This is a genomic window from Nannocystis pusilla (genome assembly GCF_020073745.1).
GTDB classification, from domain to species: domain Bacteria; phylum Myxococcota_A; class Polyangia; order Nannocystales; family Nannocystaceae; genus Nannocystis; species Nannocystis radixulma.
The window spans coordinates 132,772-147,316 of record NZ_JAIRAU010000039.1 but is presented as its reverse complement, the minus strand read 5'-3'; the positions used below and the strand labels follow the sequence as shown (position 1 = coordinate 147,316).

At 72.2% G+C, this 14,545-nt stretch carries 10 protein-coding genes and 1 tRNA gene; 9 read left to right on the top strand and 2 right to left on the bottom strand.

The annotated features are described in order from the left end of the window. Positions 1-14: 14 nt before the first annotated feature. The 8 genes from purH (at position 15) to K7C98_RS28285 (ending at position 10,304) form a co-directional block, all read left to right on the top strand. Positions 15-1,622, top strand: coding sequence for a bifunctional phosphoribosylaminoimidazolecarboxamide formyltransferase/IMP cyclohydrolase (gene purH, locus K7C98_RS28320; protein ID WP_224194906.1), 1,608 nt, complete (start codon positions 15-17; stop codon positions 1,620-1,622). Positions 1,623-1,686: 64 nt separating this feature from the next. Continuing rightward, positions 1,687-2,958, top strand: a complete 1,272-nt coding sequence (purD, locus tag K7C98_RS28315; RefSeq protein ID WP_346660309.1) for a phosphoribosylamine--glycine ligase — start codon at positions 1,687-1,689, stop codon at positions 2,956-2,958. A gap of 86 nt (positions 2,959-3,044) precedes the next feature. Continuing rightward, a complete protein-coding gene (locus K7C98_RS28310) occupies positions 3,045-4,340 on the top strand; it encodes a DUF1015 domain-containing protein (protein ID WP_224194904.1) in 1,296 nt (431 codons plus the stop codon). After that, entirely contained in the window at positions 4,337-5,587 is a 1,251-nt protein-coding gene (locus tag K7C98_RS28305) for an ATP phosphoribosyltransferase regulatory subunit (RefSeq protein WP_224194903.1), read from the top strand. Before K7C98_RS28310 ends, K7C98_RS28305 begins: the two co-directional genes overlap by 4 nt. Next, positions 5,584-6,867, top strand: coding sequence for an adenylosuccinate synthase (locus K7C98_RS28300; protein ID WP_224194902.1), 1,284 nt, complete (start codon positions 5,584-5,586; stop codon positions 6,865-6,867). Before K7C98_RS28305 ends, K7C98_RS28300 begins: the two co-directional genes overlap by 4 nt. Before the next feature lie 373 nt (positions 6,868-7,240). Further along, entirely contained in the window at positions 7,241-8,971 is a 1,731-nt protein-coding gene (locus K7C98_RS28295) for a GYF domain-containing protein (protein ID WP_224194901.1), read from the top strand. A 303-nt stretch (positions 8,972-9,274) separates the two neighbouring features. Then, on the top strand, positions 9,275-10,072 hold the full coding sequence (locus K7C98_RS28290; protein WP_224194900.1) for a hypothetical protein: 798 nt from the start codon (positions 9,275-9,277) through the stop codon (positions 10,070-10,072). A gap of 157 nt (positions 10,073-10,229) precedes the next feature. Continuing rightward, a tRNA-Cys gene (locus tag K7C98_RS28285) sits at positions 10,230-10,304 on the top strand. Between the two features lie 226 nt (positions 10,305-10,530). On the opposite strand, the gene K7C98_RS28280 is transcribed toward K7C98_RS28285, so the two are convergent. Further along, entirely contained in the window at positions 10,531-11,343 is an 813-nt protein-coding gene (locus K7C98_RS28280; protein ID WP_224194899.1) for an N-acetylmuramoyl-L-alanine amidase, read from the bottom strand. Continuing rightward, entirely contained in the window at positions 11,333-12,346 is a 1,014-nt protein-coding gene (locus K7C98_RS28275) for a metallophosphoesterase (RefSeq protein WP_224194898.1), read from the bottom strand. Before K7C98_RS28275 ends, K7C98_RS28280 begins: the two co-directional genes overlap by 11 nt. A gap of 104 nt (positions 12,347-12,450) precedes the next feature. Here K7C98_RS28275 and K7C98_RS28270 point away from each other — a divergent pair, with 104 nt between their 5' ends. Beyond that, positions 12,451-14,520 (top strand): TrkH family potassium uptake protein, encoded by a 2,070-nt coding sequence (locus K7C98_RS28270; protein WP_224194897.1) that lies wholly within the window; start codon positions 12,451-12,453, stop codon positions 14,518-14,520. The last annotated feature ends 25 nt before the right edge of the window (positions 14,521-14,545 follow it).

Here is a 14,545-nt window from a genome sequence, read left to right as displayed (position 1 = left end):
TACCGCGGGCGCGCATGACCGCGCCCACGCCGATCCGTCGCGCCCTCGTCAGCGTCAGCGACAAGACCCACCTCGAGGTCCTGGCGCAGATCCTCATCGACGCCCAGGTCGAGGTGCTGTCGACCGGAGGCACCTTCAAGTCGCTCGAGGCGCTCGGCGTCGCGGTCGTCAAGGTGAGCGAGTACACCGGCGCGCCCGAGATCCTCGGCGGGCGCGTCAAGACGCTGCACCCGAAGATCCACGGCGGGATCTTGGCCCTGCCGAGTGCGGCGCACGAGGCCGAGCTGCGCCTCCACGGCATCGCCCCGATCGACCTCGTGGTCGTCAACCTCTATCCGTTCCGCGAGGTCGTGGCGAGGCCCGGCTGCAGCTTCGAGGACGCGGTCGAGAACATCGACATCGGCGGCCCGGCAATGGTGCGCGCGGCGGCCAAGAACTGGCAGCGCGTGGCGGTGGTCGTCGACCCGTCCGACTACGCGCGCGTCGGCGAGGCGCTGCGCGAGCACGGCGGGGCGCTGCCCGAGGCGCTGCGGCGCTCGCTGATGCGCAAGGCCTACGCGCACACGGCCGCCTACGACGCGGCGATCGCCGGCTACCTCGCGCGCTTCGACGACGCGGGGCTGTCTCTCGGGACAGATGTGTTGCCGGACCGGATCTTCGTTGCCGGGGCCGCTCAGGGCGAGCTCCGCTACGGCGAGAACCCGCACCAGGCGGCCCGCTTCTACGCGACCGCGCTGGCGGCCGGCGAGCCGGCCGGGCTCCACCGCGCGGTCCAGCACCAGGGCAAGGCGCTGTCGTACAACAACCTGCTCGACGCCGACGCGGCGCTCGGCCTGTGCCGTGACCTCAGCCGGCTCGGCCCGGCGGCGGCCGTCATCAAGCACGTGTCGCCGTGCGGGGCGGCGGTCGCCCGCGCCGACGAGTCGCTCGCCGAGGTCTACGTGCGCGCCCGCGAGGCCGACGCCGAGAGCGCGTTCGGCGGGATCGTGGCCCTGTCGGGCCCGGTCGACCGCGCGGTCGCGGAGCGCCTGGCCGAGACCTTCCTCGAGGTCGTCATCGCGCCCTCGTTCACCGCCGAGGCGCTGCAGCTGCTGGCGAGCAAGAAGAACCTCCGCCTGCTCAGCCTCGAGGACATGCTCGTCGGGACAGGTCCCGAAGCACAGCCGGCGCTGCGCCTGCGCTCGATCGCCGGCGGCCTGCTGGCCCAGCGCGAGGACGCGGTGTCGGTCGCGGCGGCGCAGGGCAAGGTGGCGACCCGCCGCGCGCCCACGGCGTCCGAGCTGCGCGACCTCGAGATGGCGCAGATCGTCGGCAAGGCGGTGCGCTCGAACGCGATCGTGCTGTGCAAGGACGGCGCGACCGTCGGCATCGGCGGCGGCCAGACCTCGCGCGTCGAGGCGGCCCGGCAGGCCACGGCCCGCGCAGGGGCGCGCGCCCAGGGGGCGGTGCTCGCCTCCGACGCGTTCTTCCCGTTCCGCGACGGGGTCGACGCGGCTGCGGCCGCGGGGGTGACGGCGATCGTCCAGCCCGGGGGCTCGGTCCGCGACGAGGAGGTCGTCGCCGCGGCCGACGAGCACGGGGTGGCGATGGTGTTCACCGGCCAGCGGCACTTCCGCCACTGAGTTCGCCACAATACTTTAGAGCATGTCGGAAAGGACAGGTGCGATGGTGCACGTCCCGAAGAGCTTGAAGGTGCTGATCGTCGGCGGGGGCGGGCGCGAGCACGCGCTGGCGTGGCGCTGCCGCGTCGAGGGCCACGAGGTCCACGCGGCCCCCGGCAGCGACGGCATCGCCGAGGACGCGACCTGCCACGCGGTCGGCGTCGGCGACCTGGCGGGCCTGGTCGCGCTGGCCGAGCGCCTGCGCCCGGATCTGGTGATCGTCGGGCCGGAGCAGCCGCTCGTCGACGGCCTGGCCGATCGGCTGCGCGAGGCCGGGCACGCGGTGTTCGGGCCCTCGGCGGCGGCGGCCGAGCTCGAGGGCAGCAAGGCGGTCGCGAAGGCGTTCATGGCCCGCCACGCGATCCCGACGGCGGCGCACGTGACGGCCGCCGGCCTGGCCGAGGCGCTCGCGGCGGTGCGGACGTTCGCCAGCCCGCCGGTGATCAAGGCCAGCGGCCTGGCGGCCGGCAAGGGCGTGGTCGTGCCCGAGAGTTTCGAGGAGGCCGAGCTGGCTGTTCGGTCCTGTCTCGAAGGTCATGTCTTCGGCGACGCGGGCGCGACGGTGGTGCTCGAGGAGCGGCTGCACGGCGAGGAGGCGTCGCTGTTCGTGCTGAGCGACGGCCAGCGCTGGAGCCTCCTGCCGCCGGCGCAGGACCACAAGCGCCTGCGCGACGGCGATCAGGGGCCGAACACCGGCGGCATGGGCGCGTACTGCCCGGCGCCGGTGTGCGACGCTGCGGTGCTGCAGCGGGCCGAGCGCGAGATCGTGGCGCCGACGCTGGCCGGCTTGCGCGCCGAGGGCCGCCCGTTCGTCGGCGTGCTGTTCGTCGGCCTGATGATCGCGCCCGACGGGACGCCGAAGGTGATCGAGTACAACTGTCGGTTCGGCGACCCCGAGGCGCAGCCGGTGTTGTTCGGGCTGAAGACGCCGATCGTCGCCGATCTGCTGGCGGCCGCCCGCGGCGAGCTGACGCCGCGCCGCTACGAGGCCGCGCCGGCCGCCAGCGTGGTCGTCGCCGCCGGTGGTTATCCGGGCGAGACGCGGCCGGGCGCGGCCATCCGCGGGCTCGAGGCGGTCGCCGGGCTCGCCGACGTCAAGGTGTTCCACGCCGGCACTCGCCGCAGCGCGCACGGCTGGGAGACCCGCGGCGGACGGGTGCTGGGGGTCTGCGCTCGGGGCGACGACCTGCGCGCGGCGATCGAGCGCGCCTACGCGGCGGTCGATCGCATCGAGGTCGAGGGCGGCCAGCACCGCCGCGACATCGGCGTGCGAGCGCTCACCCGCATGGGCGGATGACGCTGCGTCGCGGCGCATGAGGTCGGGGCGTGCGGCGGGCAGGGGACGCCCACGCCGCCCGCGCGAAGCGTGGTATACGGCCGGCAATGGCACACGTCCGCCCGCTCCGCGGCTTCCGCTACGACCTCCCCCGCCTCGGCGACGCCGGTCTCCTGCTCGCGCCTCCGTACGACGTCGTCGACGCGGCCGGCCGCGAGCGGATCGGCGCTCGCTCGCCGCACAACTGCATCCACGTGATCCTACCCGAAGGGGAAGGAGACGCGAAGTACGAGGTCGGCGCGCGGCGGTTCGCGGCGCTCGAGCGCGAGGCGCTGGTGCGCGACGCGGCCCCGAGCTTCTACGTGTACCACCAGACGTTCACGTCGGAGGGCCAGCAGTACACGCGCAAGGGCTTCATCGGCCTGATCGAGCTGACGCGCTTCGGCGCCGGCCCGGTCCTCGCGCACGAGCGCACGCTGTCCGGTCCGAAGGCCGATCGCCTGAAGTTGATGCGCGCGTGCCAGGCTCACCTCGAGCTGGTGTTCGGGATGTTCTCCGACCCCGGTCGCGCGTGGGAGGCGGCGACGTCGCGGGCGCTCGGGTCGGCGGTGCTCGAGTGTGATTTCGATGGCACCCACCACGCGCTCTACCGCGTCGACGATCCGGCGGCCACCGCGGCGCTCACTGACGTGCTCGCCGACAAGAAGATCTACATCGCCGACGGCCACCACCGCTACGAGACGATGTGCAGCTTCCGCGCCGAGCTCGAGGCGGCGGGCAAGGGCGAGGTGGCGCGCTGGGGCCTCATCTTCCTGTCCAACCTCGACGACCCCGGCCTCGTGGTGCTGCCGACGCACCGCCTGATCCACAGCGTGCCCGGCCTCGACCTCGCGGCCGCGCTGGCCCAGGTCGAGCCGTTCTTCACCATCACCCACGAGAAGCTGCCCGATAGCGGCACGGCCGTGCGCGCGCGCCTCGCCGAGGCGGGGGCGCGCGGGGCGGCGTTCGGGCTGGCGGCGCCGGCCACCGGCGAGCTCGTCGTGCTGACCCTGCGCCCCGACTTCGACCCGGCCGCGGCCGGCCTGCAGCACCTGGCGCCGGCGCTGCAGCGCCTCGACGTCGCGCTGCTGCACGAGCTCATCCTCGACCGCGGGTTCGGCGTCACCCGCGAGGCGCAGGCGCAGAACACCAACATCCGCTACTACAAGTCGACCGACGAGGCGCTGGCCGTGGCGCGCGCCGGCGGGAGCGACGTGCAGCTGGTGTGCTTCATGAACCCGACGCCGGTCCACGACGTGCGGGCGGTGTGCGACAGCGGCGAGGTGATGCCGCAGAAGAGCACCTTCTTCTATCCGAAGATCCCGACCGGCCTGGTGTTCCACGATCTCAAGGAAGGCCTTTGAGCGCGCGCTCCCCCGACGGCGTCGACGCGGTGCTGCCGCGCGGCGCTCGTGACCTGCTGCCCGGAGCCGCACGCCGGCGCCGCGCCGTCACCGACGCGCTGCTGGCCGTGTTCGACCGCTGGGGCTACGACCCGGTGGTCACGCCGGCGATCGAGTACTTCGCGGTGTTCGGCCGCTGGCTGGCCGAGCGCGAGCGGCAGCGCTGCGTCCGCTTCATCGAGGCCGGCTCGGGCGAGCTCGTGACGCTGCGCTCCGACATCACGCCGCAGATCGCCCGCCTCGCCGAGCAGCAGCTGCGCGAGCGGCTGGCCGCCGGGGAGGCCGTGCGCCTGTGCTACGCGGCGGACGTCGTGCGCCTGTCCGAAGGGGCACGTGAGCAGAGCGAGCGCCACCAGGTCGGCGTCGAGCTGCTCGGCGACGACGCGCCCGAGGCCGACGCCGAGCTGATCCTGCTCGCCGACGCGGCGCTGCGCGCGGCCGGAGTGGCCGGCGCGACCCTCGAGGTCGCCGACGTCGGCATCGCGCGCGGGGTGTTCGAGCGCCTGCCGAGTTGCGACGTCGAGGCGCTGCACGGGCTGCTGGCGCGCAAGGACGCCGCCGGGGTGGCGCGCTTCGCCGCCGGCCTCGACCTCGGCGAGGAGCCGCGGCGCTGGCTCGGGCTGCTGTGCGAGCTGTTCGGAGCGCCAGGTATTTTGGAGCATGTCCCCGAGGACATTCGCGCGACCTGGCCGTGGCTGGCCGAGCGCCTGGCCCGGCTCGAGGACACCCTGGCGCTGGTGCGGGGGCGCGCCCCGGAGCTGCACGCGCGGCTGGTGGTCGACCTCGGCGAGGTGCGCGGCTTCGACTACTACACCGGGCTGCGCCTGCGCGCGTGGGCGCCGGGCTCGGCGCGGCCGCTGGTGGTCGGCGGGCGCTACGCCGGCGGGGCGGGCTTCGCGGTCGAGCTCGACGCGCTCGAGGTCTCGCTCGACGCGACGGACGGCGACAGGGCGGCGCGGGCCGGCGGCGTGATGATCGCCGTCCACGGGCGCGAGCCGCGGCTGCGCGCCGCCGCGTCCGCGCGGGCCGAGGCGGAGCGGGCGGCGGGCCGGCGCGCGTGGATCCAGGCCGGGCTGTCCCTCGAGGCAGCTCAGGCCGCGGCCGCAGAGGCGGACGAACTGGTGTATATCGGCGCCGACGAGCGGGCCGAGATCTGGTCCCAAGGACAGCCGGGCGCGTGGCGCCGGGCGGAGGAGAGCGGAGCATGACGACGCTGATCGTGGTCGGCGCGCAGTGGGGCGACGAGGGCAAGGGCAAGGTGGTCGACTACCTGGCCAGCCAGGCGCAGCTGGTGGCGCGCTACGCCGGAGGCAACAACGCCGGGCACACGCTGGTGATCGGCGGGCGCAAGCTCGTGACCCACCTGGTGCCGTCGGGCTGCGCGTACCCGGGGACGCTGTGCGTGCTCGGGGCCGGGATGGTGATCGACGTCGAGGTGTTCCGCGCCGAGGTCGAGGAGCTGCAGTCGGCGGGGATGCTGCACGGCGGCGAGCTCCGCGTGTCGGGCGACGCCCACGTGATCTTCCCGCACCACCGGCTGCTCGACGGCCTGCGCGAAGATCGGGCCCAGGCGGCCAAGATCGGGACGACGCGGCGCGGCATCGGCCCGGCGTACGAGGCCAAGGCCGGGCGCCGCGGCGTGCGCGTGCGCGACCTGTTCCGACCGGAGCGGCTGCGGGCCCGGCTCGAGCTGGCGAAGGAGGTCGTCGACGCCGAGATCGCGCGCCTCCTCAGCAGCGAGCGGGTCGACGTCGCGGCCGAGCTGGCGCGCGCCGAGGCGTGGGCCGCGTGGCTCGCGGGCAAGGTCTGCGACACCGGCGAGCTGGTCGACGCGGCCATCCGCGCCGGCAAGCGGGTGCTCTTCGAGGGCGCGCAGGGGGCCCTCCTCGACCTCGACCACGGGACGTATCCGTTCGTGACTTCGTCGACGACGCTCGCGGGCGGCGTGTGCTCCGGCATCGGCATCGGCCCGACCGCGATCGGGGGCGCCTGGGGCATCAGCAAGGCCTACGCCACGCGCGTCGGCGCCGGGCCGTTCCCCACCAAGCTCGAGGGCGAGCTGGGCGATCAGCTCCGCCGCGCCGGCGACGAGTTCGGCGCGACCACGGGACGTCCGCGCGACTGCGGCTGGCTCGACCTGCCCGCGCTGCGCTACGCGGCCCGGCTCAACGGCCTCACCGGGCTCTGCATCACCAAGATCGACGTCCTGGCGGCGATGCCCGAAGTGCAGGTGTGCCGTCGCTACGCCGATGGGGCGGCGCCCGGCGAGGTCGAGCTCGACGAGGTGACCCCCGTGCTCAGCCCTGTGCCCGGCTGGGGCGATCCCTCGCTGCGCGGACGAATCTCGGCCGCGCGACGTCTCGAAGATCTCCCCGCCGCCGTGCGCGCCTACCTCGACCTGATCGCAGACGAGGTCGGCGTGCCGATCGCCCTCGTGTCGCTCGGAGCCGATCGAGAGCAGACCATTTTGCTGCGGGACCCGTTTTGAGCCCGTTGCTGGCGATTCGTCGTCACGGCCCCGTGACTCCACGTCCTGCAGCCTCGAGGCTCGCGCCAGCACCGCAGCCACCCCGCTCGAGCTCCATGGGTCCGACTAGCGCAATTGACGCACGCGACGGGCAAACCCGCGCTGGCTCGTCTTGTGTCGGATCTGGGCAGATGTCCGGTCGAGTGAGCCCGGGCCCCAAAGCGGCAGGGGTCGGCGAAGGGCGGCGCCAGGCGGCCCGTGTCGCGGCACTCGGCTGTTTTATCCGTCTGGTTGTACCTACCAGCCGCATTTCCTATACTGGCGGCCCCGCGGACGTAGTCAGTTCTGCAGGACGCCGTCGCGCTCTGGCGAGCGAATCCCAGGAATCACGCTCATGAAGATCGAATGCGATAAGTGCGGAGCCAAATACTCGATTGCGGACGACAAGGTCCGCGGCAAGACCTTCAAGATCCGCTGCAAGAAGTGCAGCAACGTCATCATCGTCCGCGACAAGGCGGGCGGCGCGGAGGACGGTGGTGACGCGCCAGCCGACGAGCCGGGCTGGCACCTGGCGATCGGGGGTGAGACCGTGGGGCCGATCAGCGAGGCCGAGGTCCGCGATCGCTTCGCCGCCGGTGAGATCGACAAGGACACCTCCGTCTGGCAGGAAGGCTTCGAGGATTGGCTGCCGCTCGGTGAAGTGAGCGCGTTCTCCGACCTGGCCGATCGGTCAGCAGCGGGTGCTCGCTCGGCGGCCCCCGATCCGTTCGCGGGCGGCAGCGACGACGACTACAGCGCGCCCGCGCCGGCCGCTTCGGCGAGCTCCAGCTTCGACCGCCAGCCCGAGCCGGCGCGTCAGCCCGTCGCGGCCGCGCCTGCTGCGAGCAGCGGCCCGAAAGCAGCGGCGGCGCCGGCTGGCGGCGGTGAGAACCCGCGCGTGTCGTCGTTGACCGGCGCGCGCAACGAGAACTCGGTGCTGTTCTCGCTCGACAGCCTGTCGTCGATCGCGATGGGCAAGCCGGGCGGCGGGGGCGGTGGGGCTGCTGCTCCCAGCGGCCCGTCGTTCTCGCTCGGCGGCGGTGGCGGTGGCGGCGGCGGCGGCGGTTCGCCCGCGGCCTCGCCGACCAGCAACAGCGAGGGTTCGGGCCTCATCGACATCCGCGCCATGAGCGGCATGATGGGCGGCGGCGGCGGTGGCGGCGGTGGCGGCGGTGGTAGCGACGAGGGCCGCGACGACTCGATGCTGCCGAGCTTCGGCGGTACGGGCTTCGGTGGCCTGTCGGCCGCGCCCCTGCTGGTGACGCCGGCGCAGCCGGTCGTCGAGCACGCGCCGGCTCCGGAGCCGCAGCGCTCGTCCAACGCGCCGCTCTACGCGCTGATGGCCATCCTGCTGCTCGGCATGGGCGGCATGGCGTACTACATCCTCACCAGGCCGCCGCCGACGCCGGAGACGAAGATCGTCGAGGTCATCAAGCCGGTCGAGGTGAAGGACAAGTCCGAGGACGAGGACGACGGCGACAAGCCGAAGAAGAAGAAGAAGGAAGAGGACGAAGAGGACGAGGAGACCGGCGGAGCCGATGCTGCGCCGGCCACGCCCGACGACAAGAAGGGCACGGTCGCCAAGACCACGGCGAAGAAGACCGACAAGAAGGGCGACAAGACGGACAGCAAGACGTCTGCCGTCGGCGGCGACTCGGGCAAGGTCGAGCCCAAGAAGGAAGAGAAGAAGGAAGAGAAGAAGGAAGACTACAGCGTCGACTGCATCCTCGACCCGTCGAAGTGCGGCAAGAAGAGCGGCGGCGGCGGCGGCGGTGGCGGTGGCGACAGCAAGCCGCCGAGCGACTCGAGCCTGCCCGAGAAGCTCGAGCTGTCGGACATCCAGGCCGGCGTCAACCCGGTCAAGGCCAACGCCAAGACCAACTGCGCCAAGAATGCCAAGGGCGGCGAGAAGGTCTCGATCAAGCTGTCGATCAGCGGCCCCTCGGGCACCGTGCTCAGCTCGACGGTGGTGGACGCCGCGGGCAACGACGGCCTCGCCAACTGCGTGGCGGCGGAGCTCAAGAAGGCGACCTTCAAGAAGGTCCAGAAGGAGCAGATCGGCACCCAGGTGTCCGTGAGCTTCTGAGCTCGGCGCGCGCGCCAGGGCCAGTCGGTCGGCGGGGTCGTCCTTCGGGGCGGCCCCGTCGCACTTTCGGCGCTCGTCCCTCGCGCGCGAGTCCGTCGCCGGGCCCGTGGCCGCTCGCACACGTCGCGCAGGCCCCCTCGGCATCAGGGACTAGGCAGCGCCGGCGTTTTGCGGCAACCTGAAGATCCGCGCCGCGGCGCTGGCCGAGACCTTGCCGCGGTCGTTCGCGTTGGACCCGACGCTGGACCGAAACATACTTCCTGGCCCACCTCGGGCCCCCGATCTCCAGGAGCACTGCTCGCCATGTCGAACACCGAGAACTCAGCCCTCATCGCCCTGAGTGAGCTCAAGAACCTCGAGGCCGCGCGCGTCGCCGAGGTCGAGAGCGAGAAGCGTGCGAAGGAAGAAGCCGAGCGCCGCGCCCGCGAAGAGGCCGAACGCAAGGCGCGTGAGCTGGCCGAGAAGAAGGCCCGCGAAGAGGCCGAGCGGATCGCCAAGGAGACCGCCGAGCGCGAGGCCCGTGAACGCGAGGAGCGCCTGCGGCTGCAAGAGGCCGACCTCCGCGCCCGCGCCGAGCAGGAGGCGCGCCTGAAGGAAGAGCAGATGAAGCTCGACGCGCAGGTCAAGCTGGCCGAGAAGAAGGCGCGTCCGGTGATGCTGTACGCCGTCCTCGGCGTGCTGGTGATCGGCGTCGGCGCTGGCGGCTACTGGATCTTCGACTACATCCAGAAGCGCGACGAGGCCGAGCGGATCGCCCAGATCGAACAGAAGAAGAAGGACGACGAGCGCCAGGCCGAGATGGCGGCCCTCATGAAGGAGCTGAAGGGCCTTCAGGAGGAGCAGAACAAGATCAAGTCGCAGAAGGACGAGATCGAGAACCAGCTCAGGAACGTCCAGGACGAGACGGAGCGGCAGAAGCTGCTCGCGGAGAAGGCGGCCCTCGACGCGCAGCTGGCCGCCAACGAGGACAAGCAGAAGAAGAACAAGGGCAAGTCGTCCGGCAGCAGCAAGCCGAGCGGCGACGGCGAGCCCAAGTCCGAGAAGCCGAAGGGCGGGATCTCGGTCAGCAAGAACGTCGACGACCCGCTGGACGGCCTGTGAGCGTCAGCCGTGCGGCGCGAGTCGCTCGCGCCGCAGCCGTGTTCTGCCCCGCTTCCCGGGCCCTCACGGGTCCGGGGCGCGGGGCAAGCGTTTGAAGGGAATGCGCCGCGATGCTCTTGCCCGCCGATTTTTCCCGTGATAGATAAGTCGCCCCTTCGGCCTGGTAGCCAAGTGGTAAGGCAGAGCTCTGCAAAAGCTCTATTCGCCGGTTCGATTCCGGCCCAGGCCTCCAAACAACGAAGCTCGAAGCCGAGAGCCCCTGCCCACCGCAGGGGCTCTTTGCTTGGGTCTGTTCGGGCTTCAGCGGAGCGCTGCAGGTCGAGCTGCGGGAGACCGAGTCGCGCGTGCTCCTCGGCGCCGGCGGCGCCCGGCACGGGGTGGAGCGGGGGCGCGAGCGCGTCCGGGTCGCTCGGCGGGGCGCGGCGGGCAGGGGAGCGCGTGGCGGCGGTGGGGATGGCTCAACGGACAGGTGGGCCTTCGAGCCCGAGGTCGGCCACCTGCGCGCGCACCTTCGCCATGAATTCGGGGCCGGGATCCGCCTTGCGGGTGCGGTACTTGGGGTCGCGCTCGACGAAGTAGGGGTGGCCTTCCATCGCCAGGTACTCGTGGTGACCGATCAGGTGGGTGATCGCGGGGAAGCGGGCCTTGAGGTGGCGGACCAGTGCGGCGTCGGCCGCGACCTGGGCGTCGGTCAGCAGGTGGTCTTCGAGGTCGCCGACGTTCTCGACGCCGATGGCGACGTGGTTGAGGCCGACGCAGTGACGGGCCATCGAGGTCTCCGGCATCAGGCGAAAGATCGTGCCGTCGCGGTCGACCAGGAACTGCGACGAGACGTTGAGGTCGCCGGCCGCGGCGATGGTCTTGCGCCCGCTCTCGATGGTCGGGCGGTCGAAGTAGCGCCAGGTCGCGTCCGCCGAGCCTCCGCCGGTGTGGTGGAGGATGATCATGCGCGGCTCGATCTCGATCCCGGCGGCGGCCGGATCCTGGTGGGCCTGGCGGTACGCGATCGTGCGGGCGATCCGGGCCTCGTCGTAGGTGATCGGCCGATCGACGATCGCCACGGGGGGCGGCGGGGGCGGCTCGCTCGCGGGTGGCGGGGCGGGAGGCGAGGTGTCCTCGGGGGCATGGTCGATCGGCCCGGTCGCTTCGGGCAGGTTCGATTGGACATGTCCCGAAGGACCGGTCACCGGAGGCGCGGGCGCCGGTTCGGGGACGGCGCAGGCGACCGCCAGCAGGGCCGCGGCGAGCCGGCTGCGGCCGTCAGCGGTCATCCTCGTCGCTCCGCGGGCGGCTGCGGGCGGCCTTGCGCTCCCGCTTCTCGCGCTTGGCCTCGACCTGCAAGATCCGCTTGTACTTCTGCTTCTCGGTCGGGGGGCGGCCGGGCAGCGCGGGTTGATCGACGTGGTGCTCCTCGAAGCTCCCGGGGGCCGCGCCGAGCTCGAAGACGGTGACCTCGCGGCGGGCTCGCTCGCCGACGCGCAGCGGGATGACGGCCGCGCCGATGCCGGCGCCGACGTATACCGCGCCGCGCGGGCACACGTCGACGCGCGAGCCGTAGAGGCCGTGCACGTACTTGTGACCGATGAGGCGGCCGAGCGCGAGCTCGTTGAGGCGAGCCAGCGTGACCTGGCCGGCGTGGGTGTGCCCGGACAGCACGAGCTGAACGCCCGCGCTCCACAGGTGATCGGCCTCCTCGGCGATGTGCGACAGGCCGAGCGTGGGCAGGTCGTGACGCAGGCCCCGCGTCGCGCGTTCGACGTCGGCGTGGCCGGTGTAGGCGTCGTCGAGGCCGACGACCTGCAACGCCTGGCCGCGCAGGGTGATGGTGGTGTGCACGTTGTCGAGGACCTCGGCGCCGGCGCGCTTCAGGGCCGCGCGGACCTCGGGACCGCCGGACCAGTGGTCGTGGTTGCCGAGCACGGCCATGACCGGGGCCTCGTAGCGGCGGATCAGCTCTTCGAGCTGGTCGAGGAACGTCTGGCTGTGGCACACGAAGTCGCCGGTGATGCACACGAGGTCGGGCCGCTCGGCGTTGACGAGGTCGACGGCGGCGCGCTGGATCTTCATCGGCGTGATCCGGCCGACGTGGATGTCGGTCACGTGGGCCACGCGGAGGGGACTGGCGAGCTGGGACACGAACGAGGCCGGACCGGCGAACCGGCGGACCTCGATCTGGGCGCCGGTGTCGAACCAGGCCAGCGGGTTCAGCATCCGCGATCGCGCGAGGGCGGCGGCCAGTCCGGCGCCGGCGGGCTTGGGCGACGAGGCGGGCACGTGCGAGTGAGTATACGGATCGCGGCGGCCCGATCCACCGGGGGCGCCTGGACCGCGGAGGAGGTCGGTGATAAAGGCAGACCGAGGCTCGTCGGCCTGTCGCCATGAGCGCCGCTCCCGTCCCTCGTCCGTCCCGTCGCCTGCAGGCGGCCCGCGTCGCAGGCGCGAGTCTGCTCAGCGTGCTCGGCGTGCGCATCGTCGCCGATCTGCACCGCGACAGCTTCCTCGGCAAGGTCGACGAGCTGCTCAGCGTCGGCAACCTCTATGCGATCGCCATGGGGCTCGTGACCCTCGCGGTGATCGCGGGCCTGCTCGGCGGGCGGCGCTGGGCGTTCGTGTTCGTGCCGCTCTTGCTCTCGATCAACGCCGGGATGTTCGTGCCGCTGATCGCGTCCGACGTCCAGATCGCGGGCTTCTTGATCGTCTGGAACCTGGCGCTGATCGGCGACACCCTGTTCGCCATCTCGAACCCGAGCGCGCGGGCGCGGCGAGTCGGCGATCGCGGCGAGTCATTCGCGTGGCTGCAGCGCTACGGGGCCGCGGCGCAGCACCTGCTGCTGGTGTCGTTGCTGGCCGGGCTGGCGCTGTTCGGCTTCGAGGTCGAGTACGAGCTGGTCCCCGACCTGATCGGGCTGACGTTCGCGCTGACGACCCTCGCGCTGGTCTCTCCGTACGTCTACGGGTTGATGCGGCAGCGGCGGCGCTATTTGTTGGCGGTGGTGGCCGCGGCGGTGCTCTTCGTGCCCGCGGCGACGACGAGTCCGGGCGCCGTGCTCGCGCTGCTGTGGGCGCTGCAGGCCGCGGTGCTGCTGGTGATCGTCGCGCGCGGGCCGGTGTTCGCCGATCTGCTGCAGAGCTTCTACGCCCGGCCGGCGCTGCTCATCCTCTCGACCTTCGGCCTCATCGCGTTCTCCGGCGCGCTGGTGCTGACGTTCCCGGCGGCCTCGGCGAGCGAGCGGTCGATCGCCTTCATCGACGCGCTGTTCACGGCGATGAGCGCGACCTGCGTGACGGGGCTGATCGTGCTCGACACACCGGTCGCGTTCTCGCACTTCGGGCAGGTCGTGATCATGCTGCTGATCCAGCTCGGCGGCCTCGGCATCATGGTGCTGTCGACGTTCGCGGCGGTGCTGCTGGGCGGGCGCCTGGCGCTGCGCGGGGAGCAGGCGCTCGAGGAGGTGCTCGACCTGACGAGCCCGGGCTCGGCCTACGCGCTGACGCGCTTCATCGTCGTGTCGACGCTGCTGATCGAGGCCATCGGCGCGCTCGTGCTGGCGCTGGTGTTCCACTTCGGCTACGGCTTCGACTTCGCGGCGGCGCTGTGGCGCGGCTCGTTCCACGCGATCTCGGCGTTCTGCAACGCGGGCTTCGCGTTGTGGAGCGACAGCCTGATCCAGTTCCAGTCTGACGGCCTGGTGCAGGCGGTGCACGGCACGCTGATCACGCTCGGCGGGCTCGGCTTCCCGGTGCTGCTCGGGCTGTGGCTGCGCGCGCGCGGAGGCGAGCGGCGGCTGTCGCTGCAAGCGCGGGTGGTGCTGTGGATGTCGCTGAGCCTGGTCGTCGGGGGCACCGTGCTGTTCGCGCTCGCGGAGTGGGACGCGTCGCTGCACGGGCTGTCGGTCGCCGACAAGATCATCAACTCGCTGTTCCAGAGCGTGACGCTGCGGACCGCGGGCTTCAACTCCGTCGACCTCTCGGCGCTCGAGCGCTCGACGATCCTGATGATGATCGTGTGGATGTTCATCGGGGCCTCGCCGGGCAGCACCGGCGGCGGCATCAAGACGACCACGCTGGCGGTGGTGCTGGCGGCGGTGCCGGCGCTGATCCGCAACCAGGCGCGGGCCCAGCTGTTCCGGCGGACGATCCCGCACGACGTCGTCTACCGCGCGGGGACCATCATGACCCTGGCGACGATGGTCGCGGTGACCATCACCTTCGCGCTCCTGGCCAGCCACGACATGAGCTTCGAGCGCGCCGCCTTCGAGACGGTCAGCGCCCTGGCGACGGTCGGGCTGTCGATCGGGGCGACCGCGGAATTGAACGCGCTCGGCAAGTGGCTCATCATCGTCACCATGTTCGTCGGTCGCGTCGGTCCGATCTCGCTCGCCCTCGCGCTCGGCACGCCGCGCGGCGGGCACGTCCAGTTCCCCGAGGCGAAGATCATGGTCGGCTGAGCGCCGGCGCAGCAACCTGAACTCA